General features: G+C 64.6%; 25 protein-coding genes and 1 pseudogene. 12 read left to right on the forward strand and 14 right to left on the reverse strand.

Annotated elements, in window-relative coordinates; translation table 11 throughout:
* The first annotated feature begins 87 nt into the window (after window positions 1-87).
* Window positions 88-357, forward strand: a complete 270-nt coding sequence (locus OKW52_RS15295) for a hypothetical protein (protein ID WP_127107529.1) — start codon at window positions 88-90, stop codon at window positions 355-357.
* A 78-nt stretch (window positions 358-435) separates the two neighbouring features.
* Here the strand turns inward: OKW52_RS15295 and OKW52_RS15300 are convergent, their stop codons facing one another.
* Entirely contained in the window at window positions 436-1,071 is a 636-nt protein-coding gene (locus OKW52_RS15300) for a L,D-transpeptidase (protein ID WP_264506476.1), read from the reverse strand.
* A 290-nt stretch (window positions 1,072-1,361) separates the two neighbouring features.
* Here OKW52_RS15300 and OKW52_RS15305 point away from each other — a divergent pair, with 290 nt between their 5' ends.
* The 4 genes from OKW52_RS15305 (at window position 1,362) to OKW52_RS15320 (ending at window position 3,386) form a co-directional block, all read left to right on the forward strand.
* Entirely contained in the window at window positions 1,362-1,556 is a 195-nt protein-coding gene (locus OKW52_RS15305) for a hypothetical protein (RefSeq protein ID WP_264506477.1), read from the forward strand.
* 176 nt (window positions 1,557-1,732) lie between these two features.
* Window positions 1,733-1,936 (forward strand): hypothetical protein, encoded by a 204-nt coding sequence (locus OKW52_RS15310; RefSeq protein WP_264506478.1) that lies wholly within the window; start codon window positions 1,733-1,735, stop codon window positions 1,934-1,936.
* A 191-nt stretch (window positions 1,937-2,127) separates the two neighbouring features.
* Window positions 2,128-2,334, forward strand: coding sequence for a cold-shock protein (locus OKW52_RS15315; protein WP_127107537.1), 207 nt, complete (start codon window positions 2,128-2,130; stop codon window positions 2,332-2,334).
* A 122-nt stretch (window positions 2,335-2,456) separates the two neighbouring features.
* Entirely contained in the window at window positions 2,457-3,386 is a 930-nt protein-coding gene (locus OKW52_RS15320; RefSeq protein ID WP_264506479.1) for a LysR substrate-binding domain-containing protein, read from the forward strand.
* Here the strand turns inward: OKW52_RS15320 and OKW52_RS15325 are convergent.
* Window positions 3,346-4,194, reverse strand: a complete 849-nt coding sequence (locus tag OKW52_RS15325) for a DMT family transporter (RefSeq protein WP_264506480.1) — start codon at window positions 4,192-4,194, stop codon at window positions 3,346-3,348. The genes OKW52_RS15320 and OKW52_RS15325 overlap by 41 nt on opposite strands.
* A gap of 90 nt (window positions 4,195-4,284) precedes the next feature.
* Window positions 4,285-5,967 carry an ABC transporter permease gene (locus tag OKW52_RS15330; RefSeq protein WP_264506481.1) on the reverse strand — a complete coding sequence of 561 codons (1,683 nt, stop codon included), beginning with the start codon at window positions 5,965-5,967 and terminating at the stop codon, window positions 4,285-4,287.
* 188 nt (window positions 5,968-6,155) lie between these two features.
* Between OKW52_RS15330 and OKW52_RS15335 the strand changes: the two genes are divergently transcribed.
* Together OKW52_RS15335 and yghU are read left to right on the forward strand one after the other, a co-directional pair.
* Complete coding sequence (locus tag OKW52_RS15335) at window positions 6,156-7,163, forward strand: extracellular solute-binding protein (protein WP_264506482.1); 1,008 nt, start codon at window positions 6,156-6,158, stop codon at window positions 7,161-7,163.
* Window positions 7,164-7,289: 126 nt separating this feature from the next.
* Window positions 7,290-8,129, forward strand: a complete 840-nt coding sequence (gene yghU / locus OKW52_RS15340; protein WP_264506483.1) for a glutathione-dependent disulfide-bond oxidoreductase — start codon at window positions 7,290-7,292, stop codon at window positions 8,127-8,129.
* A 297-nt stretch (window positions 8,130-8,426) separates the two neighbouring features.
* On the opposite strand, the gene OKW52_RS15345 is transcribed toward yghU, so the two are convergent.
* The 9 genes from OKW52_RS15345 to OKW52_RS15385 form a co-directional block, all read right to left on the reverse strand.
* Complete coding sequence (locus OKW52_RS15345; protein ID WP_264506484.1) at window positions 8,427-12,092, reverse strand: vitamin B12-dependent ribonucleotide reductase; 3,666 nt, start codon at window positions 12,090-12,092, stop codon at window positions 8,427-8,429.
* 443 nt (window positions 12,093-12,535) lie between these two features.
* Window positions 12,536-13,525 carry an ABC transporter substrate-binding protein gene (locus OKW52_RS15350; protein ID WP_264506485.1) on the reverse strand — a complete coding sequence of 330 codons (990 nt, stop codon included), beginning with the start codon at window positions 13,523-13,525 and terminating at the stop codon, window positions 12,536-12,538.
* A 45-nt stretch (window positions 13,526-13,570) separates the two neighbouring features.
* The gene (locus OKW52_RS15355) at window positions 13,571-14,371 is read right to left on the reverse strand and encodes an ABC transporter permease (protein WP_264507720.1); all 801 of its coding nucleotides are present in this window, start codon (window positions 14,369-14,371) and stop codon (window positions 13,571-13,573) included.
* Between the two features lie 305 nt (window positions 14,372-14,676).
* The gene (locus OKW52_RS15360) at window positions 14,677-15,567 is read right to left on the reverse strand and encodes an ABC transporter permease (RefSeq protein ID WP_264506486.1); all 891 of its coding nucleotides are present in this window, start codon (window positions 15,565-15,567) and stop codon (window positions 14,677-14,679) included.
* Window positions 15,568-15,793: 226 nt separating this feature from the next.
* Window positions 15,794-16,594, reverse strand: a complete 801-nt coding sequence (locus tag OKW52_RS15365) for an ABC transporter ATP-binding protein (RefSeq protein ID WP_264506487.1) — start codon at window positions 16,592-16,594, stop codon at window positions 15,794-15,796.
* On the reverse strand, window positions 16,591-17,010 hold the full coding sequence (locus OKW52_RS15370; RefSeq protein ID WP_264506488.1) for a VOC family protein: 420 nt from the start codon (window positions 17,008-17,010) through the stop codon (window positions 16,591-16,593). Before OKW52_RS15370 ends, OKW52_RS15365 begins: the two co-directional genes overlap by 4 nt.
* Window positions 17,010-18,464: a dihydropyrimidinase gene (gene hydA / locus OKW52_RS15375; protein ID WP_264506489.1), complete on the reverse strand. Its 1,455-nt coding sequence runs from the start codon at window positions 18,462-18,464 to the stop codon at window positions 17,010-17,012. Before hydA ends, OKW52_RS15370 begins: the two co-directional genes overlap by 1 nt.
* A 20-nt stretch (window positions 18,465-18,484) precedes the next feature.
* On the reverse strand, window positions 18,485-18,814 hold the full coding sequence (locus OKW52_RS15380) for a hypothetical protein (protein WP_264506490.1): 330 nt from the start codon (window positions 18,812-18,814) through the stop codon (window positions 18,485-18,487).
* A 125-nt stretch (window positions 18,815-18,939) separates the two neighbouring features.
* Window positions 18,940-20,190: a Zn-dependent hydrolase gene (locus OKW52_RS15385; protein ID WP_264506491.1), complete on the reverse strand. Its 1,251-nt coding sequence runs from the start codon at window positions 20,188-20,190 to the stop codon at window positions 18,940-18,942.
* Window positions 20,191-20,468: 278 nt separating this feature from the next.
* On the opposite strand from OKW52_RS15385, the gene OKW52_RS15390 reads away from it, so the two are divergent.
* Complete coding sequence (locus OKW52_RS15390; RefSeq protein WP_127107563.1) at window positions 20,469-21,122, forward strand: TetR/AcrR family transcriptional regulator; 654 nt, start codon at window positions 20,469-20,471, stop codon at window positions 21,120-21,122.
* Window positions 21,119-21,713 (forward strand): annotated as a pseudogene (locus OKW52_RS15395) (TetR family transcriptional regulator C-terminal domain-containing protein). Before OKW52_RS15390 ends, OKW52_RS15395 begins: the two are co-directional and overlap by 4 nt.
* 200 nt (window positions 21,714-21,913) lie before the next feature.
* Here OKW52_RS15395 and OKW52_RS15400 read toward each other — a convergent pair.
* Together OKW52_RS15400 and irr are read right to left on the reverse strand one after the other, a co-directional pair.
* Window positions 21,914-22,696, reverse strand: coding sequence for a 23S rRNA (adenine(2030)-N(6))-methyltransferase RlmJ (locus OKW52_RS15400; protein ID WP_264506492.1), 783 nt, complete (start codon window positions 22,694-22,696; stop codon window positions 21,914-21,916).
* The gene (irr, locus tag OKW52_RS15405; protein WP_127107569.1) at window positions 22,697-23,137 is read right to left on the reverse strand and encodes a Fur family transcriptional regulator Irr; all 441 of its coding nucleotides are present in this window, start codon (window positions 23,135-23,137) and stop codon (window positions 22,697-22,699) included.
* A 145-nt stretch (window positions 23,138-23,282) separates the two neighbouring features.
* Between irr and fabA the strand changes: the two genes are divergently transcribed.
* The 3 genes from fabA (at window position 23,283) to OKW52_RS15420 (ending at window position 26,093) form a co-directional block, all read left to right on the forward strand.
* Window positions 23,283-23,792, forward strand: a complete 510-nt coding sequence (fabA, locus tag OKW52_RS15410) for a bifunctional 3-hydroxydecanoyl-ACP dehydratase/trans-2-decenoyl-ACP isomerase (protein ID WP_127107571.1) — start codon at window positions 23,283-23,285, stop codon at window positions 23,790-23,792.
* Window positions 23,793-24,072: 280 nt separating this feature from the next.
* Complete coding sequence (gene fabB / locus OKW52_RS15415; RefSeq protein ID WP_264506493.1) at window positions 24,073-25,299, forward strand: beta-ketoacyl-ACP synthase I; 1,227 nt, start codon at window positions 24,073-24,075, stop codon at window positions 25,297-25,299.
* Window positions 25,300-25,304: 5 nt separating this feature from the next.
* Complete coding sequence (locus tag OKW52_RS15420) at window positions 25,305-26,093, forward strand: enoyl-ACP reductase FabI (protein WP_264506494.1); 789 nt, start codon at window positions 25,305-25,307, stop codon at window positions 26,091-26,093.
* Window positions 26,094-26,103: the final 10 nt, after the last annotated feature.

Genomic DNA, 26,103 nt, shown 5'->3' on the forward strand with positions numbered 1-26,103 from the left:
CGGCCCGGGTTTCGCGCTTGTGGCTTGACCTCGGCCCATTGCCTGCGGTCTTAAGAAGCAATGTTTACACGCCGTAGAGGGCCTTGAATGATGTATAACCGCAGTTTGGCAGTCGCGGCACTGCTGCTCGTTTCCGCCTGTGTCTCGACCCCGGAAAACCCCAACGGCCCCAGCTATCTGGCCGAATTGCCCGAAGGACTGGCCCAGACCGCTGCACCCGGTCAGGATCTGGACCGCGTGCGCATCATGCCCGATGATGGCTGCTACTGGTACGAATACACCAACATCGTCGAAACCACGATGCTGCCGCTGCGCACCAGTGAAGGTCGCCCGATCTGCTCGCGCGCGCAAAGCTGACGCGGGGGCCAACAGGCCCATGAAAAAGCCGGGCACTGCGCAAAGCGGTGCCCGGCTTTTTCATTGCAACACAAGCGCTTACTCGGCGTCGTACAGATGCGCGACAGCGCCCAGTTCAACCTGCTCGAACAGGTCGATGATATGCGCCATCACCATGCGCACGCAGCCCGAGCTGGCGCGCTGGCCAATGGACCACGGCTGCGGCGTGCCATGAATACGCAGATAGGTGTCCCGCTCGCCGACATAGAGATACAGCGCCCGGGCACCCAGCGGGTTCTCGGGACCGCCGGGCATGCCCCCGGCGAATTCCTCATACGACGGCGTGTGGCGGATCATGTTTGCCGTCGGCGTCCAGGACGGCCAGCGCACCTTGCGGCGGATGGTGTAGACGCCCGGCTCATACAGGTCATCGCGCCCGATGGCGACGCCGTAGCGCATCGCCGTGCCGTCGTTCTGGATGTGGTACAGATAGCGCGCCACGGCATCGACATGGATGTCGCCGGCCCGCAAATTCGGGTTCGCCTGCACCCGGCGCGGCAAGAACCGCGAGGCCAGACCCCAGGGGTTGGAGAACGCAGGATCATAGCCTGCGGGAATGACTTGCTCGTCCCAGGCGTCCCACTCGGCCTGATCCGCCTTGGCGCGACGCGGCGCGAGGAACGGAGCGGCGAGCGCCCCGGCGCTGGTCATGATGAAGTGACGTCTAGTCGACACAGATCTTGTTCCTTGCCTGCAAGGGCTACCATTGGCGTTCAATATGCTCAGGACGGGGTCAGAGGCAAACCCTTAGGTCAAAAAGCCTGATCACTGTTGCGCAAACTGGACGCCCTGTGTCGTTGCCGCCGCGACCCGCGCCCTGCCGCGTTCCAAGGCCGGGAAGAAAGTTTAGAACGATTTTAGCCGCTTGCGCGATGGCTTGGCGATTCTCCTCGCAATCATGGTGGATTAAGTCCATACCAATCGAACCCGCGCGGTAGCTCTGCGTGGCGTCAGGAAGGGCCATCATGGGCGCCGAGACGACCGCGATCCGCCGCAGCAGCGCCGATGATTTGGCACTGTCGCCCCAGCAGACACCAAGATCCGAGCGCGCGAGCGCCGAGGTGATCGGCCGCCAATGGTCCGATTTCTTTGCGCGAATCGCCCATGGCCCCGTTGCCGCGCCGGAGCAAGACACCCTGCCACCCCCCGATCGCAAGTGACGGGACCTGCAGTGCGCAAGCGCTGTGGGGTGGGGTTTTCCTGAGCGACACGACCGAAGCGGCGATCTGGCCCCCAAGGCCATTGATCCTGATTCGTGCGGCGACGCCGGGAAGGAAGCGGCGGGGTCAGCTCCGCCGCTTCCGGCAATTTGACCTATGTTCGGAAAGGAACACAGATGGGTATTTCGACACCTAAGAAGCCGTTCGACCTGAAGGAATTCCTCAGCGAGAAGGGCAAGCCGCGCAATGTGCGGCGCAATTTCGCCATGCGCGGTGCGGCCAGTGCCGCCCCCGCCGAGACCGCGGCCGAGCCCGAGGCAGATGTCGACACCGACGCCGAGCCCTCGACCGAGGCAAAGCCGGACGCGACCGAGAAATAACAGGGGCTTGCGATGCCTGTTGGCGGGCCGGTGGCTGGTGCGGGGTAAACCAGCGCTGGCTATTTGCCGCGATACGGTGTATTGAGTGCGGGCATCTCTATTTTCGGACTGTTCCTTTCGGCTCAGCCTTCGATCTTTAGCTCTGCCGAGTCGCTGCGCTGTGTGGGCGACACAAAAGAAGGAATAACACGATGGCTAATGGCACCGTGAAATGGTTCAATCAGACCAAAGGTTTCGGCTTCATCGCTCCGGCTGAAGGCGGCAAAGACGTGTTCGTGCACATCTCGGCTCTGGAGCGCGCTGGCATCCGTCACCTCGACGACGGCCAGGCTGTGACCTACAATGTCGAAAACGGCCGTGACGGCCGTCAGTCGGCCATGGATCTCGCGCTGGCCTGATCGGCCCCGAGACCGCGCCAACCGGCGTAAGACAGTTTGAAGGGCCTGGCACATCGTGCCGGGCCCTTTTGCTTTGCAGCGGTTAGGCGGTAGCATCGCCCTGCCCTTGTGAAAGTTCCCGCATGCCACCCTCCCGCCCCGCCTTGCCGCCGCTCAACGCGCTCAGGGCCTTTGATGCGGTGGTGCGGCTGGGCAGCGTGAGTGCGGCAGCCTCGGCGCTGGATGTTGCGCCCTCGACCATCACCCAGCATCTGCGCAATCTTGAGGATCATCTGGGCGCGTCCCTGTTCGAGCGCTCGGCCAACGCGATCACCCCCAACGCGCGGGCGCTGGCCTATGCCGAAGCGGTGCGCGCCGGGTTCGATCAGCTCTTTGCCGCCAGCGAAGCGATCTCGGCGGGGTTGAGCGAAGCGCCGATCCGTCTGAGCGCCGCGCCGACGCTGGCCGGCGCGTGGCTGGCGCGGCTGATCGCGCAGGTCGAGGCTGAGTTTCCCGGTGTGGCGATCCGGTGCGATTTCTCGCCGCAGCCTGCGGACGTAGACGCCGATCAGGTGGATATCGCCTTGCGCTATGGCGCGGGGCCGTATCCGGGTGCGGTGGTCGAGCCGCTCTATACCGATGTGATGGCTCCGGTTTGCACGCCCCGGGTGGCGGCGGGGTTGGCCGCACCTGAGGATCTGGTGAACGCCCTGCGCATCGACACCGCCGAGACCGCGCCGGATGGCCGGTCGCTGTGGGCCTGGTGGGCGCAGCAGGCAGCAGGCGACAGCCTGGCGCTGGCGCTGGCGCAACCGGGGCGCTGGCAGGTGCAGGGGTCGGCGTTCACGCAGGCGCTGTTGCTGGAGGCTCCGGCTGTGGCGGTGATGGAGCGCGGCCTGATTGCCGGGGCGCTGGCCAGCGGTGCGCTGGTCGCCCCCATTGCCGCGTGGGTGCCTGCGCCGTGCGGTTATGCGCTGGTGACCGCGCGCAGGCGGGTGTTAAGACCGGCGGCGAAGCGGTTGAAAGCGCTGATCAAACGCCACGCGTCGCAAGCGCTGCGCCAGCCAGAATAAGCCCGCCACCGATCACGGTAAGGGGGGAGAGCGTCTCGCCCAGCAACAGCACGCCGCCCAGCAGCGACCAGACCGGCACCAACAGCAGATAGGGCGCGACGCGGTGGATCGGGTGGCGCATGATCAGCGCATACCAGCTGCCGACGCCAAAGGCGGTCATCGCAAGCCCGAGATAGCCCAGCTGCGCCCAGGCGAGCACCGGCGCGGCAGTGGCGGCGGGCACGGGTGCTTCAAGCACCAGCGACGCCAGCAGCAGCTGCGGTGCCGCGACCAGCGACATCGCCCCCAACAGGGCAAAGCCATTGCCCTGCCCGCCCAGTCCCAGCTTGCGCACAAGGATCTGGCCGACGGCCCAGATCAGCATGCTCAGCACCACCAGTCCCACCGCCGCGCCCTGCCCCGCCGCGCCCGGCGGTCCGGCCACCAGCGCGACGCCCGCCAGCGTCAGCGCAATCCCCGCCCATGCGGCGCGCGAGGGGCTCTCGCCCAGCCACAGGGCCGAAAGGATCAGCAACAGCGGTGCTTCCAACTGCACCAGCATGACGGTGGTGGACACATCCAACCGGCTGAGGCCGATGTAGCTGAGGCTGTAAGGCAGCGAGATCGCGCAGGTCGAGGCGATGAAGATCGCCCTGAAAGGCGCGCGGGGCCAGCGGGTCAGCGCGCAGATCGCCAGCCCGGCTATACAGAAGCGCAGGGCGGCGGTGAAAATGGGCGGGAAACTGTCGGTCGCGGTCTTGCCCAGCACCCAGCCCGCGCCCAGGACGAGCGACAGCAACAGGGCCAAGGCGATGTCTTTGCGGTGCATTCTGGTGTCCCCGGTTGATCCGGGGGCAGAATGGCGCGGCCCGGGCCCGCCGACAGCCGCGCAAATACCGGGGCTGTGCAGGGAAAACCGTCAGTGGGCCGAGGGGCGGTCCATCGCGCGGCTGAGCAGCACGACCGGAATGATCCCCAGCGCGACGATCAGCAGGGCCGAGGTCGAGGCCTCGTCCAGCCGCCCGTCGGACGCCAGACGGTAGGTGCGGATCGCCAGCGTATCCAGATTGAACGGACGGACGATCAGCGTGGCGGGCAGTTCCTTCATCACATCGGCAAAGATGAAGATCGCCGCCGACAGCAGCCCGCCGCGCAGCAGCGGGAAATGCACGGTGAACAAGGTGCGCCCCGGCCCCGAGCCTAGACCGCGCGCGGCATCGTCCAGCGACGGCGGGATGCGTTGGAGAGAGGCCTCGATGGTGCTCAGGCTGATCGACAGGAACCGCACCGTATAGGCGAAGATCAGGCCGACGTAAGAGCCGGTCAGCAAGAGCCCGGTCGAGACGTCAAACGTCGCGCGCATCCACGCGTCCAGCGTCTGATCCACCCAGCTGAGCGGCAGCAGGATGCCCACGGCGATCACCGCGCCCGGCATGGCATAGCCGATCCCGGCGACGCCCAATGCGGCCTTGACCAACGGCCCGCCGTCCATCCGGCGCGCGTAGCCCAGAAACAGCCCCAGCGTCAGCAACACCAGCGCGGCCAGCCCGGCCAGCATTAGCGAGTTGCCGGCGAAGGCGTAGAAACGCGCGCCCCACATCGGATCGCCGACCAGCACGGCGCGGCGGATCAGATCCCAGACCGGATACAGAAACCCGGCGAACACCGGAAAGGCACACAGCGCCATGACGATCAGCGCCCGCACGCCGGTCAGCGGTTGACGCGCTGCCGCACTCGCGGATTTTCCCGCCGGATCACCGACATAGCGCCGCGATCCGCGCAAGATACGCTCCAGCACCAGCGCCAGCGCGACAAAGCCGATCAGCAACGCGGCCAGCTGCGCCGCCGCCACCGGCTCACCGCGCGCGAACCACGTGCGGAAGATGCCGCTGGTCAGGGTCTGCACGCCCAGATGCGAAACGGTGCCGAAATCGGCCAGCGTCTCCATCGCCACGAACGCCGCCCCCGCCACCATCGCCGGCCGCGCCATCGGCAGCGCCACGCGAAAGAACGCGCCGCGCGGGGATTGGCCAAGGGCACGCGCGGCCTCCATCAGGTGCAGCGACTGGGTGGCGAAGGCGGCGCGGGTCAACAGGTAAATATAGGGGTAAAGCACCAGCGCCAGCAGCACCGCCGCACCGGGCAGCGAGGCGACCTGCGGGAACCAGTAGTCATGCCGCCCCCAGCCAAAAATCTCGCGCAAGCCGGTCTGCAGCGGCCCGGCATAGGCCAGCCGGTCGTAATACACATAGGCGATGACATAGCCCGGCACGGTCATCGGCAGCATCAGCGCCCATTGCAGCACGCCCCTGCCCTTGAACTGGAATCCGGCGATCAGCCAGCCCGCTCCCACCCCGATGGCCGAGGCCAGCGCGACGGTCAGCACGACCAGCAAAAGCGAATTGCGCAGATAGAGGGGCAGCACGGTCGAGACCAGATGCGACCACGCCCCGCCCGAGGGGATGAACACCTGCGCCACCACGGTAACGATGGGCAGCGCGATCAGGGCGGCGATGAGCAGCGCCCCCAGGCTCCAGGCGCTCAGGGGGCGACGGCGCGTCTTGACGGGCGCGCGAGTGTGCACGGCAGCAGTCTGTGCCATAGGCTTCCTCTACTCTCGCCTTGGCCGTAGCCGATCAGCGGCACAGTGTCCAGTTATCCGATTCTTATTGTCAGAATAGAGCCCGTCGGCTATCCACGACCCGTCGCGCTGACCAAACGCGCGTGCTTGACGCCACCCAACCGCCCCCGTGCGGCACAGGCAGGCAAGACACAACCGGAGATTGCCCCATGTACCGTTCCCTGACCGCCCTCGGTATCGTTCTGCTGGCCTCGGCCCCTGCGATGGCTGATGAGCTGAACCTGTATTCGGCCCGCCATTACGACACCGACCTGCGGATTTACGAGAACTTCACCAATGAGACCGGCATCCAGATCAACCTGATCGAAGGCTCGGGCGAGCAGCTGATGGAGCGCATCCTCACCGAGGGCGACAACAGCCCGGCTGATCTGTACATCACCGTCGATGGCGGCCGCCTGCACCGTGCCGTCGAAGCGGGGATTTTCCAGCCGGTTGAAAGCGCCGTGCTGGACGCGCGTATCCCGGCCAACTTCCGCCACCCGGACAACCTGTGGTTCGGCCTCTCGGCCCGCGCCCGGGTGATCTTTACCCGCACCGGCGAGCGTCCTGACTGGCTGAACGATTACGAAGATCTGGCCGATCCCCGCCTTGAAGGCGAGATCTGCATCCGGTCGTCGGGCAACGTCTATAACGTTTCGCTGATGGCCGAGATGATCGAGGTGATGGGCGCGGAGGCGGCGCAGGACTGGGCGGCAGGCATCAACACCAACCTCGCGCGCGCACCGCAGGGCGGTGACCGCGACCAGCTGCGCGCGCTGGCAGCGGGCGAATGCTCGGTTGCGGTGTCCAACACCTATTACTGGGGCGCGCTGGCAGCCTCGGAGAATCCCGATGACGTGGCGGTGGCCAACGCGGTCGAGTTCTTCTACCCCAACCAGGACGGTCGCGGCGCGCATGTGAACATCTCGGGCGCCGGTGTGGCGGTGAACGCCCCCAACCACGACAACGCCGTGCGCTTCCTGGAATATCTGGTGTCGGATGAAGCGCAGGCGATCTTCGCCGACAGCAACAACGAATTCCCGATCGTGCCGGGCGTCGAGATCCACGGGCCGGTGGCCCCGTTCACCGAGTTCAAGAACTCGGGCGTCAACGTCTCGGTCTACGGGCTGAACGCGGCGCAGGCGACCGAGATCTTCGACCGCGTCGGCTTCCCATAAGCCGCAGCTCGGATCCAGGATTTCAGGCGGGCCGGGGGCAACCCCGGCCCGTTTTTTATGCGCGTGGCATCTTGACCTTTCCCTGCACAGGTTCAGGTTCAGGGAGCCAAGAGAAAAGGAAATCCGATGCCGACTGATACAGCCTACGTGCCGCCCAAGGTCTGGACCTGGGACCAGGAAAGCGGCGGGCGTTTCGCCTCGATCAACCGGCCCGTTTCGGGGCCGACCCATGACAAGGTGCTGCCGGTCGGCGAGCACCCTTTCCAGCTCTACTCGCTGGGCACGCCCAATGGCGTCAAGGTGACGATCATGCTCGAAGAGCTGCTCGCCGCTGGTCATAAGGGCGCGGAATACGACGCCTGGCTGATCAACATCGGCGATGGCGACCAGTTCGGCTCGGGGTTTGTCGAGATCAACCCGAACTCGAAAATCCCGGCGATGATGGACCGCTCGGGCGGCGAACCCGTCCGCCTTTTTGAGAGCGCCTCGATCCTGTTCCATCTGGCCGAGCGGTTCGGTGAGTTCCTGCCCGCCTCGGGCCCGGCGCGCGCCGAGGTGATGAACTGGGTGTTCTGGCAGATGGGTGCGGCCCCCTATCTGGGCGGCGGCTTCGGGCATTTCTACGCCTATGCGCCCGAGAAGATGGAATACCCGATCAACCGCTTCGCGATGGAAGTGAAACGCCAGCTCGACGTGCTGGACCGCACGCTGGCGGACCGGAAATTCATCGCGGGCGACGACTATTCCATCGCCGATATCGCGATCTACCCGTGGTATGGGCGGCTGGTCGAGGGCGGGGCGTATGACTCGGCTGAGTTCCTCGCGGTGCATGAATACACCAACGTGGTCCGCTGGGCTGCCGACGCCGCCGCCCGCCCGGCCGTGCAGCGCGGCAAACGGGTGAACAAACCCGGCGACAGCGCGGATGCGGTGAAAGAACGGCACGCCGCCACTGACCTCGACTGAGGCTGCGACCGGGGAAAGGGGGGCTGTCAGCCCCCTCTTCGCGTGCCGCGAATTCACCCCCCGAGGATATTTGAAGAGCAAAGAGGGCGCGTTAACAAAAGCTTAATGCGCCCTCTTTGCTCTGTTAAATATCCTCCAGGAGGGTCCGGGAGGATGGAAAATCCTCCCGGGCGGGTGCGGGTGGCAACCCGCGCGGGCCGAGGGGGCTCGATGCCCCCGAGGCCCGCCGTCGCCCGCAACGGAAAAGGGCCGGGGTTTCCCCCGGCCCTCTCAAACCTCACCGCCTTGGGTTGCGGATCAGCTGCACCCTGATGTCGACCCGCAGGTGTTGCACTTCATGCAGGTGCCGTTGCGCACCAGCGTGTAGTTGCCGCACTCGCCGCAGGGGTCGCCCTCGTAGCCTTGCATCTTGGCCTTGGTACGCGGGTCCATGCTGACCGCGACGGCCTCGACCGAGGTTTCTACACGCGCAGCGACCGCGAGGTTTCCGGCGACCGCGCTGACCGCTGCGCCGCTGTCCAGCGCGCGCGGCTGCGAGCCGCCTTGCAGCACCAGCAGCTCTTGCGGCAGACGTTTGCGCAGGTAGCCCGTCGAGGAGATCTGGCGCAGCACTTCCAGTCCACGCGTGGCCGCTTCGTCAGAGACTTGCGAGACGTTCTTCTGGCCTTCCTTCTCGCCAGCGCCCAGATCGTCGAAGGCTGCGCCCGTCGGTTTGACATGGGCCAGATCGGTGCGGTCCAGATACGAGATCGCCAGTTCGCGGAAGATATAGTCCAGGATCGAGGTGGCGTTCTTGATCGCCTCGTTGCCCTGCACCATGCCCGCCGGCTCGAACCGGGTGAAGGTGAAGGCGTCGACGAATTCCTCCAGCGGCACGCCGTATTGCAGGCCGACCGACACCGCGATGGCGAAGTTGTTCATCATCGCGCGGAAGCCCGCACCTTCCTTGTGCATGTCGATGAAGATCTCGCCCAGCTTGCCACCGTCGTATTCGCCGGTGCGCAAATAGACCTTGTGACCGCCGACGATGGCTTTCTGGGTATAGCCCTTGCGACGCTCGGGCAGCTTTTCGCGGCCGCGGGCGACTTCCTTGACGATGATCTTCTCGACGATCTTCTCAGCGATCAGCGCGGCTTTTTCCTGGGTCGAGCCGGTGGCGAGGATTTCTTCGGCCTCTTCATCATCCTCGATCAGCGCCGACGCCAGCGGCTGCGACAGTTTCGAGCCGTCGCGGTAGAGCGCGTTGGCCTTGATACCCAGCGACCAGCTGAGCTCATAGGCCGCCAGCGTTTCCTCGATCGAGGCCGAGTTCGGCATGTTGATCGTCTTGGAAATCGCGCCCGAGATGAACGATTGCGCTGCCGCCATCATGCGGATGTGGCTGTCGACGGACAGATAGCGCTTGCCCTTCTTGCCGCAGGCATTGGCGCAGTCGAAGATCGAATAATGCTCGGCCTTCAGATGCGGCGCGCCTTCCAGCGTCATGGTGCCGACGACGTGGTCGTTGGCATCCTCGACCTGGGTTTTCGTGAAGCCGAGGTGGCGCAGCAGGTCGAACGACGGATCGTTCAGCTTGGCCTGCGGGATGCCCAGATTTTCACGGCAGAACTCTTCGCCCAGCGTCCACTGGTTGAACACGAAGCGGATGTCGAAGGCCGTTGCCAGCGCGGTTTCGATCTTCTTGATCTCGGCCGGGCCAAAGCCGTGGCCGATCAGCGCGGTATGGTTGATGCCGGGCGCTTGCCCCAGCGTGCCGTGGCCCACAGCATAGGCGACGATCTCTTCGATCTGCGCGGGTTTGTAGCCCAGCTTGGTCAGCGCGGCCGGGACCGACTGGTTGATGATCTTGAAATAGCCGCCGCCGGCCAGTTTCTTGAACTTCACCAGCGCGAAGTCGGGCTCGATGCCGGTGGTGTCGCAATCCATCACCAGACCGATGGTGCCGGTCGGCGCGATCACGGTGGATTGCGCGTTGCGGTAGCCATGGGCTTCGCCGAGGGTCAGGGCCTCGTCCCAGGCGGTGCGGGCCAGAGCGACAAGGCTGGCATCGGGGCAGTTGGCCGCGTCGAGCACGACGGGGTTCACGTTGACGCCTTCGAAATCGGTCAGGCCTTGTGCGGCGCGGCGGTGGTTGCGGATGACGCGCAGCATGTGCTCGCGGTTGCGACCGTAGCCCGGGAAAGCGCCCAGTTCGGCTGCCATCTCGGCCGAGGTGGCATAGGCAACGCCGGTCATCAGCGCGGTCAGCGCACCGGCCAGCGCGCGGCCCTCATCGCTGTCATAGCCAAAGCCCATGTTCATCAGCAGACCGCCGATGTTGGCATAGCCCAGACCCAGCGTGCGGTAGTCATAGGACCGCTGCGCGATTTCCTTGGACGGGAACTGCGCCATCATCACGCTGATTTCCAGCGTCACGGTCCACAGGCGGGTGGCGTGCATGTAGGTTTCGGCGTCGAACTGGCCGTTGCCGAAGAACTTCAGCAGGTTCATCGAGGCAAGGTTGCAGGCCGTGTCATCGAGGAACATGTATTCCGAGCACGGGTTCGAGCCGCGGATCGGGCCGTCTGCCGGGCAGGTGTGCCACGCGTTGACGGTGTCGTGAAACTGGATGCCGGGATCGGCGCAGGCCCAGGCGGCGTGGCCGACCTGTTCCCACAGATCGCGCGCCTTGACGGTCTTGGCGACCTTGCCATCGGTGCGGCGCAGCAGTTCCCAGTCGGCGTCATTCTTGACGGCGGTCAGGAAGGCGTCGGTGACGCGCACCGAGTTGTTCGAGTTCTGGCCCGAGACGGACACATACGCCTCGGAATCCCAGTCGGTGTCATAGGTCGGGAATTCGATCGAGGTATAGCCCTGCTTGGCGTACTGCAGGATGCGGTTGGTGTAGGTGTCGGGGATCATCGCCTTCTTGGCCGCGCGGATCGCCGTTTTCAGCTCGGCATTCAGCGACGGATCGACCGAGCCTTCGGACGCGCCGTCAAACTCGCGGATCGCGGTGAAGATGGCGTTCAGGCGCTGCTCGTGGGCCTTGGAGCCCGCCACCAGCGAGGCAACTTTCTGTTCTTCGATGACCTTCCAGTTGATGAAGGCTTCGACATCGGGGTGATCCATGTCGCAGATCACCATCTTGGCGGCGCGGCGCGTGGTGCCGCCCGATTTGATGGCACCGGCAGCGCGGTCACCGATCTTGAGGAACCCCATCAGCCCCGAGGACTTGCCGCCACCCGACAGGCTCTCGCCTTCGCCGCGCAGGCTGGAAAAGTTGGTGCCGGTGCCCGAGCCGTATTTGAACAGACGCGCCTCGCGGACCCAGAGGTCCATGATGCCACCTTCATTAACCAAGTCGTCCGACACCGACTGGATAAAGCAGGCATGGGGCTGCGGATGCTCATACGAGGATTTCGATTTCACCAGCTTGTGGGTGAAGGGGTCGACATAGAAGTGGCCTTGGCTCGGGCCGTCGATGCCGTAGGCCCAGTGCAGGCCGGTGTTGAACCATTGCGGCGAGTTGGGGGCGGCCATCTGACGGGCCAGCATCACGCGCATCTCGTCGTAATAGGCCTGAGCGTCGGCTTCGGTGGTGAAATAGCCACCCTTCCAGCCCCAATAGGCCCAGGCACCGGCCAGACGGTCGAACACCTGCCGGGCCGAGGTTTCGCCGACGAAACGCTCGGCTTCGGGCAGCTCGGCCAGCGCCTTGTCATCGGGGATCGAGCGCCACAGGAAGTCGGGGACGTTCTTCTCTGCGACTTTCTTCAGGCGCGCGGGGACGCCGGCCTTGCGAAAATACTTCTGCGCGATCACGTCCGAGGCGACCTGGCTCCAGCCCTGCGGAACCTCGACCGATTCGTTGCGGAAGACGATCTTCCCGTCGGGGTTGCGGATCTCGGATACGGTCGTCGTAAACGCCAGCGCCGCGTAGGCGTCCTGGCCCTCGGTGGTAAGTTTGCGCTCGATCTTCATAATGCCTGTCCCCTTATGTCCCAATGCGTCGTTTCTTGGACCACTGTTGACGGAAAGCAGGCTCGCGGTGGGTGGGGTGCGGTGCATAGATCCGCAGCGGCACGTCTTGCAACGTGTCGAAAACCACGGAAAACCCGTGGCTGCTGCCTGTTCCTGCTACTCTAAACCCTGCCCCAGCGAGCCTTACTATATCTAGTGGCCCTTTTGTCGGCCTACACAATCTGGCGTAGGTAGCGCCCGGTCGCAAGTGGTTTTTGTTAACGTCGGCGGCTGTAAGCGTCTTGACTTGGGCGTGACCAAAGAAGGGGCAAAAGCGACTCAGAATGCTTGTCTGAAGTTTCTTAGAAATCAGCCACACTTGGCGGCATTGCTTAACGGCTAACAAAAAAATCGGAGCGCCGAAGCGCTCCGAGATCTCGTCGTCAAACTGTTGCAGTCAGGCCTCACTGCATCGCAGCATCGGTCACGACATGGGTGAAGGCCCCGGTCGGCTCGGCAGTGATCACCGGGTCCGAGCCACCGCCCAGCAACGTCGCCACGGTGCGGGCATAGGCTTCTTCGTCCAGCGCGCCCGTGGACCCCTGCGTCAGCAGCGCCACTTCGCCCATCATGCGAATCTGGTGGGATTCGGTCTGCGCGCCGGTCTCGTCGTTATCGAGCACGATCATCGCCGCCTCTTCGGGGTTCTCTTCGGCCCAATGCCAGCCGCGCATCGACGCCCGGACGAATCGCGCCATCCGGTCGACAAAGGCCGGGTCATTGAGGTTGTCCTCAAGCACATAAAGCCCGTCTTCCAGTGTCGCGACGCCCTGATCCTCGTATTTGAAGGTCACCAGCTGCTCGGGCGTGATGCCCGCGTCGATGACCTGCCAGTATTCGTTATAGGTCATGGTCGACACGCAATCGGCCTGACGCTGCAACAGCGGATCGACGTTGAAGCCCTGGCGCAGCACTTCGACGCCGTCATCGCCACCCTCGGTCGGGATGCCAAGATGGGCCATCCACGACAGGAACGGGTATTCGTTGCCAAAGAACCAGACGCCCAGCGTACGGCCGGGGAAATCTTCGGGCGAGGTGATGCCCGATTCGGCCAGACAGGTTAGCATCATGCCCGAGCGCACGAAGGGTTGCGCGATGTTGACCACCGGGGCCCCCTGCTCGCGCGCGGCCAGCGCCGAGGGCATCCAGTCGACCATGACATCGGCACCGCCGCCCATCAGCACCTGCACCGGCGCGATGTCGGGGCCACCGGGGCGGATGGTCACGTCGAGGCCTTCCTCGGTGTAATAGCCGTTCTCCAGCGCCACGTAGTAGCCGGCGAATTGCGCCTGCGTGACCCATTTCAGCTGCAGCGTGACCTCGTCATTGGCCTGCGCCATGCCGCCGACCAACGCCAGTGCCGAGGTTACCCCGGCCAGAACTAGTTTAGACATTCATCAACCTCCTTGTTGGCCGACCCCTTTCAGGCGGGGCCGGAATTATCTGCTGCGCTGCGAGGGGTGCCAGAAGGTCACCCGCCGTTCGAGCAGAGCCCAGACACCATAGAACGCTGAACCCAGCAGCGCGGCTACGGCGATTTCTGCCCAGACCATGTCGAGCTGCAAGCGCCCGACCTCGGTGGAAATGCGAAAGCCCATGCCATAGGTGGGCGAGCCAAAGAACTCGGCCACGATAGCCCCGATCAGGGCAAGCGTCGCACAGATTTTCAGCCCGTTGAAGACAAAGGGCATTGCCGCCGGCAGGCGCAGGCGCAGCAGCGTCTGGCCCCAGCTGGCGGAATAGGTGCGCATCAGGTCGCGCTGCATGCTGTCGGTGGCGGTCAGGCCCTGCACGGTGTTGACCAGCATCGGGAAGAACACCATCGCCACCACAACCGCCGCCTTGGACGGCCAGTCAAAACCGAACCACATGACGAAAATCGGCGCGGTGCCGATGATCGGCAGTGCGGCCAGAAAGTTGCCGACCGGCAGCAACCCCTGACGCAGGAAGCGGTAGCGATCGACCACCAGCGCGAACACAAAGGCCGAGCCGCAACCGATGACATAGCCGCTGAGCGCCCCGCGACCAAAGGTCTGCACAAGGTCGATCCACAGGGTGTCGGTGGAGGTGGCCAGCCGCGCAGCAATAGAGGACGGCGCGGGCAGGATCACCCGCGGGACACCCAGCGCGTGCACGACGCATTCCCACGCCCACAGGATCGTCGCGCCAAAGATCAAGGGCGCGATCAGCCCCATCAGCCCGCCCTTGCGCGGCAATTCGGCCACGAAGGCCACCAGCATCCACGCGCCCAGCCAGACGGCGATCATCGCGGCCCAGAAAGCCCCGGCCTCGCCCCCCTGTTGCGCGGCGGCCAGATCGACGGCGGCGAAACCCAGGGCGAGGCCAAGGGCGATCAGCAGCGCAACCCGCTCAGGCGTCCCGCGGAAGGCGTCAAAGGCAAAGCCGAGCGCCACCGCAACGAGCAGCGCCACCAGCACGGCAGTCGTCGGCTGCGCCGCGCCCGCCTTGGGCAGCCAGGCTGCCAGCAGCACGGCGGCGCTCAGCCCCAGCCGCAACCACCCGCCACTCACACGCGTCAGCCCGCTCATTGCGCCATCCCCATCCGCTTGAGCACCCGCCGCTCGATCAGCGCCACAATCCCGACCAGCCCCGCCGCCAGAATCGCCGCGGCAAACAGCGCGGCCCAGATCTGGATGGTCTGGCCGTAATAGCTGCCCGACAGCAGGCGAACGCCAAGGCCCCCCTCCTGCACCGGCAGCTCGCCGACGATGGTGCCGACCAGCGCCGCGGCGATACCGACCTTGAGCGACGCAAAGAGATAGGGCATCGAAGTCGGCAGGCGCAGCTTGGCAAACACATCGTTGCCCGAGGCCGAATAGGTTTTCATCAGATCCAGCTGCATCGCATCAGGGGCGCGCAACCCCTTCACCATGCCAACAACGACCGGGAAGAAGCTGAGATAGGCCGCAATGATCGCCTTGGGCACCAGCCCGGCAATGCCGACGGAATTGAGCACCACGATGATCATCGGTGCCAGCGCGATGATCGGAATCGTCTGGCTGGCAATCGCCCAGGGCATCACGCTGGTATCCATCGCCTTGTTATACACGATGCCGATGGCCAGCAGGATGCCGCCACCGGTGCCGATGACAAAGCCCAGCATCGTGGCGCTCAGTGTGATCAGCCCGTGGTAGATCAGGCTGCGGTTCGACAGCGACCCGCTGCGCCACAGGCCCCGGCGGCCGGTGGCTTCCTCGACCACGGTGGAGTTCCACAGCTCCACCACCACCTGATGCGGCGCGGGCAGCACGGGACGTTCTTGTGCCATCGTATTGGCGACCATCTCGCCGAACGGCAGATCGCGCCCGGCGCGGTTCGCCTGATCGTATTCCCATTGCGCGTTCATCGGAATGACCGCGATGTACCAGAGCGCCAGCAGGGCGGCGACGACGGTGAGGACGGGAAAGCGTGTCATTGTTTCACGGGCCTCCATAGGCACCACAAAACAATGACCGTCGATAACAGGAATAATACTCCGCCGACGAGAGCCACGGACCTTGCGTCGTGGCAATCTCCGGCATCGGGCCATGTGCTGCAGTTCTGATCTCGGTATGCTGCGAACGCGGCCAGGGCCAAGGGCCCCGAAATCACACCGGGGGCAATCAGCATTACAAGCGCGCCAAACTTCAAGATGCGAAGAATCACTCGCCCGCCTCCTCATACCCCGCCCTGAGCCCCTCGCGCACCCGGTGGGCGATGGCGATAAACTCGGGACTGTCGCGGATTTCCAGCGGGCGTTCCTTGGGTAGCGGGCTGTCGATGATGTCGGTGATCCGGCCGGGGCGCGGCGACATCACCACGATCTTCGTGCTGAGATAAACCGCCTCGGGGATCGAGTGGGTGACAAAGCCGATGGTCTTCTGCGTGCGCGCCCAGAGCTTGAGCAACTCCTCATTCAGCCGGTCGCGCACGATCTCGTCGAGCGCGCCGAACGGCTCGTCCATCAGCAGGATATCGGCGTCAAAGGCCAGCGCGCGGGCGATGGACGCGCGCTGCTGCATGCCGCCCGACAACTGCCAGGGAAATTTCTTCTCGAACCCCGACAACTCGACCAGCTCCAGCACCCGCTTGGCGCGCTCGGCCTGATCGGCTTTGGAAAACCCCATGATTTCAAGCGGAAGCCGGACGTTCCCCTCGATCGTGCGCCACGGATACAGCCCCGCCGCCTGAAACACATAGCCGTAAGCGCGCGCCTTGCGGGCCTCGGAGGCGCTCATCCCGTTGACGCTGAGCGTCCCGCCCGTGGGCTGTTCCAGATCGGCAATCGTGCGCAAAAAGGTCGTCTTGCCACAGCCCGACGGGCCGATGAAGCTGACGAATTCGCCTTTGTGGATGCTCAGGTTGATATCCTTGAGCGCATGGACGGGGCCGTCATTCGTGGTGAAGGTCAGGTTCAGACCTTGCGCTTCGATGACAACAGGCGGGACAGCGACATCGCTCACGCAGGGATCTCCCAAAGTTTCGGTTCGGCGAATTCGACGGAATTACCCGCCGGGTCGCGCACGTAAATCGACCGCGCCCCGTTGGGCCAGTGAAAGTCGGCTTCGATGGCCACCCCCGCCGCCCTCAAGTGCGACACCCAGTGGTCAAGCGCCGGCCCCTGTGCGGCAAAGCAGATATGCCCTGCCCCCTCAGCCCCGTGCGGCGGTACGGGCAGCGGCCCCTTCCCCGCTTGCGCGCGGGTAACGCCGGGAAGAAAGGTCAGCACAATCGTGCCGCCACAGCGGAAAAAGACGTGCTGGCCGGGCGTTTTGAGGACAACCTCAAGTCCCAGCACGCCAGCATAAAACGCCTCGGCGGTGTCGAGATCGTCGACATAGACCGCCGTCTCCAGCACCCTGTCCAGCGTCGGGCGCATCACACCCCCGTCGCCGGAATGCCCGCGCGCTGCACCGGGCGGGGCGCGGTCAGCTCTTTCCAGCTCGACAGCGCCTGACTGACCGAACTGTTGGCATCGCGACGCACGAATTTGCCGTGGCCTTCCTCGGTGCGGATTTCGCCGTCATGCACGGCTACCTTGCCCCGCGTCAGGGTAAAGCGCGGCAGGCCTTTGACCGAATGCCCCTCGAACACGTTGTAATCAATCGCGGATTGCTGGTTGCCCGCGCTGATCGTCTTTTCCTTGGCCGGATCCCAGACCACCAGATCGGCATCCGCGCCGACCAGAACCGCGCCCTTTCTGGGGTACATGTTCATGATCTTGGCAATGTTGGTCGAGGTGACGGCGACGAATTCATTCATCGTCAGCCGCCCGGTGTTGACGCCGTAGGTCCACAGCATCGGCAGCCGGTCCTCAAGACCGCCGGTGCCGTTGGGGATCTTGGAGAAGTCACCAACGCCATAGCGCTTCTGCTCGGTGGTAAAGGCGCAATGGTCGGTCGCCACACAGCTCAGGCTGCCCGATTGCAGACCCGCCCACAGGCTGTCCTGATGCTGCTTGTTGCGGAACGGCGGGCTCATCACGCGGCGGGCGGCGTGGTCCCAGTCGGGGTTGAAATATTCGCTCTCGTCCAGCGTCAGATGCTGGATCAAGGGCTCGCCCCAGACGCGTTTGCCCGCCTGTTTGGCGCGGCGGATGGCCTCGTGGCTTTCCTCGCAGCTCGTGTGCACGACGTAAAGCGGGACGCCGGCCATATCGGCGATCATGATCGCGCGGTTGGTCGCCTCGCCCTCGACCTGCGGCGGGCGGGAATAGGCGTGGCCCTCGGGCCCGGTGTTGCCCTGCGCCAGCAGCTTGGTGGTCAGCTCGGCCACCACGTCGCCATTCTCGGCATGCACCATGGCGATCGCGCCCAGCTCGGCCAGCCGCTGGAACGAGGCGAACATCTCGTCATCGTTCACCATCAGCGAGCCCTTATAGGCCATGAAATGCTTGAACGTGTTGATGCCGCGGTCCTGCACCACCGTCTTCATCTCGTCGAAAACCTGCTCCCCCCACCAGGTCACCGCCATGTGGAAGGAATAGTCGCAATTGGCGCGGGTCGATTTGTTGTCCCACATCTGCAACGCATCCAGCAGCCCCTGCCCCGGGCTGGGCAGCGCGAAATCGACCACCATCGTGGTGCCCCCGGCCAGGGCCGCGCGCGTGCCGCTCTCAAAGTCATCGGTGGAATAGGTGCCCATGAAGGGCATCTCCAGATGCGTGTGCGGATCAATACCGCCGGGCATCACATAACACCCCGTCGCGTCCAGCTCGGTGTCGCCTGTCAGGCCCTGCCCGATCTGGGTGATCACACCGCCCTCGACCAATACATCGGCCTTATAGGTCAGATCCGCTGTTACGATGGTGCCGTTCTTGATGACCGTGCTCATTGTCGCTCCCCTGTTCTTCGTCAAACTGATGCAAAGCAGCCCAAGGCCGCGCCATGCACCCCAATGTCCAGCGGACCGAAATCGCTGTCCACGCACAGCGAAAAATAGCCCGCGTCGGGCAGAAAAATCACGCTGTAGCAGCCATCCGACCGGATCACCGTCCAGCAGGTCTGCGTGATCCCGCCCGAGAAATTCACCGTAATCGCCCGGTGCCGCTTTACACGGCGACGCTGGAATGCCTCCAGCGTCAGCGCCCCAACCGGTGAGGACGCATCGAACGCCGCGATCTCGGCGGCCAAGAGCCGCCCGATCCGCCGTTCCATCCCGTCACTCACCGCCTGCTGCGCCATCTTTGCTCTTCAAATATCCTCCAGGAGGGTCCGGGAGGATGGAAAATCCTCCCGGCAGGGGTGTGGGGGCTGGCCCCCACCGGCGCGGCGAGGGGCCACCCGGCCCCGAGCCGCGCCGCACCCGCTCACCCGACCACCACCGCCGTCTCCAGCACTGCGTGCAGCAACACATCCGTACCTGCCGCCGCCCAGTCCTTGGAAATCTCCTCGGCCTCGTTATGCGACAGCCCGTCGACGCAGGGGCACATGATCATCGCCGTCGGGGCCACATCGTTGATCCAGCACGCATCATGCCCGGCGCCCGAGACGATATCCATATGGCTGTAGCCCAGCCGTTCCGCCGCCCGCCGCACGGCCGACACACAGCCCTCATCAAACGCGGGCGGATCGAACTGGCCGACGATCTCGGCCGAGAACTCCACGCCGATCTCGGCGCAAAGCTGCGGCGCGCGGGCCATCAGCTCTTCGACCATGGCATTGAGTTTGCTCAGGATATGCGTGCGCATGTCGATGGTGAACACCACCTTGCCGGGGATGATGTTGCGCGAATTGGGATAGACGTCGATATGCCCGATCGCCCCCACCGCGTTCGGCTGGTTCTTCATCGCGATCTCGTGCACCAGTTCGGTAACCAGCGCCAGACCGCGCCCGGCGTTCTTGCGCATCGCCATCGGGGTCGAGCCTGTGTGGCTTTCCTTGCCGGTCACCGTGCATTCGATCCAGCGCAGGCCCTGCCCATGCGTGACCACACCGATATCCTTGCCCTCGGCCTCCAGAATCGGCCCCTGCTCGATGTGCAGCTCGAACATCGCGTGCATCTTGCGGTCGCCGACTTTCTCGGTGCCCTTCCAGCCAATCCGCTCCAGCTCGTCGCCGAATTTCTTGCCCTTGGCATCGACCCGGTCATTCGCCCATTCCAGCGTGTGCCGCCCCGAAAACACCCCCGAGGCCAGCATCGCCGGCGCAAAGCGCGTGCCCTCTTCGTTGGTCCAGTTGACGATGACGATGGGATGCTTGGTCCGGATGCCCAGATCTTCCATCGTGCGCACCGCTTCCAGCGCGCCCAGCACCCCCAGCACGCCGTCATACTTGCCGCCCGTCGGCTGGGTGTCGAGATGGCTGCCCATATAGACCGGCAGCGCGTCGGGGTCGGTGCCCGGACGGGTGGCGAACATGGTGCCGATCTGGTCGACGCCCATGGTCATTCCGGCGGCCTCGCACCAGCGCTGGAACAATGCACGACCCTCGCCGTCCTCATCGGTCAGCGTCTGACGGTTGTTACCACCGGCGATGCCGGGGCCGATCTTGGCCATGTCCTCCAGACTGTCCCACAGCCGGTCAGGGTTGATGCGCAGGTTTGCGGCGGGGGCGGTCATGGCGTTTCCTTCCTTGCTACGTCTCGCGGACCCTCTGTCAGCGTTTCCGCTGGCCTCTGGCGCTAAATTGAGCAGCGCGCGCGGCACAAGCTGGGGGATGATATTGGCGCATCATTCTCTCCAAAGCACTGCGGCAGGCCGGGTTGTCACGGCGCACGCCCGGGCCTATTCTCAACAAAACTCAGGCATAAAAGGCCGGGTATGGGACGACGCTAGCAGACCTGACCAACCAGTCAAGGTCGTTTAGGGGCGGCGGAAAAACGAGGAGCAGAGCGCGCATGGCTCAGACCGAGGGCGCTGAAAAATCGGGCACCCGCGCCGAAATGCGCGAAGAAACCGAACGGGCCATCCTTGATGCCGCCGAAGGTATTTTCGCCGAGGCCGGGTTCGGCGGGGCCACGATGCAGGCCATCGCCGATTCCTGCGGGTTGCCCAAGGCCAACCTGCATTACTACTTCTCGTCCAAGGAAAAGCTCTACCGCCGCGTGGTTGAGCGGATCTTTACCGTCTGGCTCGAAGCCGCCGACAGCTTCGATACCGATGCCACGCCCGAAGTCGCCCTGCGCCGCTACATCGAGCGCAAGATGCAGCTGTCGCGCGATTACCGCTATGGCTCCAAGGTCTGGGCGAATGAGGTGCTGCACGGCGCGCCGATCATTCAGGACTATCTGGAAACCACACTGCGCAGCTGGACTGAGACCCGCGTTGCCGTGATCCGCCGCTGGATCGCCCAGGGCGCGATCCGTCCGGTCGAGCCGCGCTGGCTGTTGTACATGATCTGGGCCACCACCCAGCATTATGCCGATTTCGCCCATCAGATCGAAACGCTGAACCATGGCCCGCTTGAGGCCGACCAGTGGGACGATGCCACCGAAACCGTGTGCAGCATCATCCTGCGCGGTATCGGCATCGACCCCGGCGCGCCCGCATGACGACCCGCATCCAGCGCCGCAACCGGCGCAAGATCCTCGACGCGGCGCTCGAGGTCTTCTCGGCCCAAGGGTTTCGCGGCGCCACGCTGGATCAGATCGCGGGCGTCGCGGGTCTGTCGAAACCCAATCTGCTGTATTATTTCGACAGCAAGGAAGCGATGCACCGCGCCTTGCTGGACGAACTCCTCGACATCTGGCTTGCCCCGCTGCGCGCGATGAACCCGGCAGGCGATCCGCGTGGCGAGATCATGGGCTACATGCGCCGCAAGCTGCAACTGTCGCGCGACTACCCGCGCGAAAGCCGGCTCTTTGCCAATGAAGTGCTGCAGGGGGCACCGCGCCTGTCGGATGAAATAGCGGGCGATCTGAAAGCCCTTGTCGATGACCGCGCCGCGCTGATCTCGCCGATGGATCGCCGCCGGACAACTGGCCGCCGTTGACCCCTATCACCTGATCTTCTCGATCTGGGCCCTGACCCAGCATTACGCCGATTTCGATGCCCAGATCCGCCTGATCCGCGGCGACAAGGACCCGATGGACGGCGCCGAAGGTTTTCTGGACTCGCTGTTTGACCGCCTCCTGCATCCCTGAGCAGGGAGTGGCGGCGCTCGCCCCCATCGAGGGGGCTCGCGCCGCGCGGGGGCGCTGCCCCCGACCCGGGCCGTTCCGGCCCGCCCCCGGGATATTTCAGGCATAAAGTTGGTTAACAGAATCCTAACGCCCAACTTTATGCTGCAAATATCCTCGGGGGTGAATTCGGCTTTAGCCGAAGAGGGGGCTGAAGGCCCCCCCTACTTTTTAACAGACCCGAAAACAGCCGCCACGCGCGCCGCTTCTTCGCTCAGCCCCCAGGGAGGGTTGATCACAAAGAGGCCCGAGCCGATCATTCCGTGCCCCTCGCGCGCAGGCGGAAAGCGCACTTCGTGACGCAAGGCGCCCTGATGGGCCTCAACCAGCGCCGACAGCATTGGCTTGTGGCGCCCGTCGCTCAGGATCGGATACCAAAGCGCGATAATCCCGACGTTCCATTTACGCGCCACCAGCCCGATATACCGCGCCATGCCGTCGTAATCGCCTGCCGTCTCGAAGCTGGGATCGATCAGCAGCATCCCGCGCCGGGGTGTCGGCGGCGTCAGTTCCTGCACTTTGGTGAACCCGTCTGCCGCGTGCACCCGCACGGCAAAGGGCATCATCGCTTCGGACAGGGCGGCGAACTCCTGCGGGTGACGCTCGGCCAGATGCACCGAATCCGTGGCGCGCAACAGCGTTGCCGCAATCAGCGGCGAGCCGGGATAGGCATTGGGGCCATTTTCCGCGCGCACTGCCGCCAGCACGCGCCGGTAGGGGTGGTCGGGGTCAAAGGCCCGTTCGAGCCGACCGATCCCTTGTGCCGCCTCGCCGGTTTTCAGCGCCTCGGGCGCGCCCAGGTCATACAGGCCCCGGCCGGCGTGGCTTTCGAGATAGGTGAGCGGTTTGTCCTTGGCGGCCAGATAGGCCAGCGTCCAGGACAGCAAGGCGTGCTTATGCACATCCGCCAGATTCCCGGCGTGATACAGGTGCTGGTAGGACAGCATTCAGGTGCTGCGACGCAGGCGGATCACCACATCAACGCGCGAGACCTCGCAGCCCTCGGGCGCTTCGGGCAGGCGCAGGATTTCCAGCTGGTCAGAGGGCGCATCGGTCAGCAATTGCGTGTCTTCCCAGAAATAATGCGGATGATCGTCGATCCGCGTGTCGAAATAGCTGCGCGACGCATCGACGGTGATCTCGTTCAAAAGCCCGGCTGCGCAGAACGCCCGCAAGGTGTTGTACACCGTCGCCAGCGACACCTTCTCATCCGCGTCGAGCGCGGCGGCATAAAGGCTCTCGGCCGTGACGTGCCGGTTCTGGCCATCACCGATCAACAACGCGGCAAGCGTCTGGCGTTGACGGGTCGGACGCAGACCCGCAGCGGTCAGCCAATCGGCAGCGCGGTCCTGGGCCTGGGCGGTCTGGGGAGCGAATTCACGGATCATCCCTTCTTATAAGGCCTACAGACATATAACTTCAATGCCTGAGGCGCGCGCACCCTTCCCCGGCGTCCTGCGCGCGCCGCGAGCCTTGTCACGCCGGAAACTTGGGTGCTAGAGGGGTTGAAACAGACCCGGAGGATCCCGATCAATGTCGCAATACCCCAGCCAGTTCGACAAAGAGGCCCTGCTGGCCTGCGCGCGCGGCGAGTTGTTCGGCCCCGGCAATGCCCAGTTGCCCGCCCCGCCGATGCTGATGATGGACCGCATCACCGAGATTTCGGGCGATGGCGGGTTGCACGGCAAGGGGCATGTGGTCGCCGAGTTCGACATCACCCCGGATCTTTGGTTTTTCGAGTGCCACTTTCCCGGCAATCCGATCATGCCAGGTTGCCTGGGCCTGGACGGCCTGTGGCAGCTGACCGGCTTCAATCTGGGCTGGCGCGGCTGGCTGGGTCGCGGCTATGCGCTGGGTGTCGGCGAGGTCAAACTGACCGGCATGGTGCGCCCGGATCGCAAGATGCTGACCTATAAGGTGGATTTCACCAAGGCCATTCAGACCCGTCGCCTGACGATGGGCGTCGCCGACGGCATCGTCGAGGCGGATGGCGAGGTAATCTATATCGTCAAGGACATGAAGGTCGCGCTGTCCGAGAGCTGAGACCAGACAAAAGCGAGGGGGCTAGCCCCCTCGGGCCGTGCCGGCCCTCACCCCCAGGATATTTAGGGAGCAAAGAGGCGCATGGTTAACCCTCTATTAACGCGCCCTCTTTGCTCTGCAAATATCCCGGGGAGTCGGGCAAGGCCCGACCGGGGGCAGCGCCCCCGTCCGCAGCCGCAACCTCTGGCACCGACCGGCGCTAGGCGCGCCCGCAATAAAGCGGTAGCGTTTTCGGCGCAGGGTTTGTAAACACCCGATGCTAGGAAAACAGGGAGTTCCCATGCGCCGTGTCGTCATTACCGGTATCGGTATCATCTCGCCCATCGGCAACACCGCTGCCGACGTTGAAGCCAGCCTGCGCGCTGGCCGTTCGGGCATTGTCGCGGCACCGGACTATGTCGAGCACGGGTTCCGCAGTCAGATCCACGGCATGCCGCAGATCGATCTGGCCGCCCATATCGACAAGCGTGACCTGCGTTTCATGGGGCCGGGTGCGGCCTATAACTTTCTGGCGATGCAGCAGGCGATCACCGATTCCGGCCTGACCGAGGCCGAAGTGTCCAATGAGCGCTCGGGTCTGGTCATGGGCTCGGGCGGGCCGTCGACGTCGAACCTGTTCGTGGCGCATAACATCGTGATCGAAAAGGGCGCGCCCAAGCGCATGGGCCCCTTCATGGTCACGCGCGGCATGTCCTCGACCAACTCGGCCTGTCTGGCCACGCCGTTCAAGATCAAGGGCGTCAACTATTCCATCACCTCGGCCTGCTCGACCTCGGCGCATTGCATCGGCAACGGTGCCGAGCTGATCCAGATGGGCAAGCAGGACATCGTCTTTGCTGGCGGCGGCGAGGAACTCGACTGGACGCTGTCGTGCCTGTTCGACGCGATGGGGGCCATGTCGTCGAAATACAACGACGCGCCAACCACGGCCTCGCGCCCCTTCGACGCCTCGCGCGACGGGTTCGTGATTGCCGGTGGTGGCGGCGTTGTGGTGCTGGAAGAGCTGAACCACGCGCTGGCCCGCGGTGCCAAGATCTATGCCGAAGTCACCGGCTATGGCGCCACCTCGGATGGTCACGACATGGTCGCCCCCTCCGGTGAGGGCGGCGAGCGTTCGATGAAACTGGCGATCGACACGCTGCCCGAAGGCCGCAAGATCACCTATGTCAACGCGCATGGCACCTCGACGCCGGCGGGCGACGTCACCGAAGTCATGGCCCTGCGCCGCGTCTTCGGCGAAGGCAACGTGCCGCCGATCTCGTCGACCAAGTCGATGACCGGCCATAGCCTTGGGGCGACCGGCGTACACGAGGCGATCTATTCGCTGCTCATGCTGCAAGGCGGCTTCATCGCCCCGTCGATCAACGTCACGACGCTGGACCCGGCGATCAACCCCGGTGAAATCTGCACCGAGTTCCGCGAAGTCGAGCATGATTCGGTCCTGTCCAACAGCTTTGGCTTCGGCGGCACCAACGCCACGCTCGTCATGTCGAAATTCCAGGAGTAAGCGGCATGGCCGATCTGATGAAGGGCAAACGCGGGCTGGTAATGGGCGTCGCGAACGAACGCTCGATCGCCTGGGGTATCGCCTCGGCCCTGCATGCCGAGGGCGCCGAACTTGCCTTCAGCTATCAGGGTGAGGCCTTTGGCAAGCGGGTCGAACCGCTGGCGGCCTCGGTCGGGTCGGATTTCCTGATCGACGTGGATGTCACCAATGACGACAGCCTCGACGGGGCTTTCGCCCAGCTCAAGGACCGCTGGGGCAGCATCGACTTCCTGATCCACGCCATTGCTTTTTCGGATAAATCCGAACTTGCAGGCCGCTTCATCAACACCAGCCGGGCCAATTTCAAGCACTCGCTGGACATCTCCTGCTACTCGTTGATCGACGTGTCGCGCCGCGCGTCCGAGCTGATGCCCGAGGGCGGCTCGATCGTCACGCTGACCTATGGCGGCTCGAACCGGGTGACGCCGTTCTACAACGTGATGGGCGTGGCCAAAGCGGCGCTGGAAGCCTCGGTGCGCTATCTCGCCAATGACCTCGGCCCGCAGGCGATCCGGGTGAATGCGGTCTCGCCCGGCCCGATGAAGACGCTGGCGGGCGCGGCCATCGGCGGCGCGCGAAAAACCTTCCGTCACACTGAGGCCAACGCGCCGCTCAGGCACAACGCCACGCTGGAATCGGTGGGCGGCGCTGCGGTCTTCCTGTGCTCGGACTATGGCAACTGCACCACCGGCGACATCCTGATGGTCGACAGCGGCTATCACGTGCTGGGCATGCCGCAGCCCGAGAATATCTGAGACGGGCGCA

The organism is Pararhodobacter zhoushanensis, assembly GCF_025949695.1.
In the GTDB taxonomy this organism is placed as follows: domain Bacteria; phylum Pseudomonadota; class Alphaproteobacteria; order Rhodobacterales; family Rhodobacteraceae; genus Pararhodobacter; species Pararhodobacter zhoushanensis_A.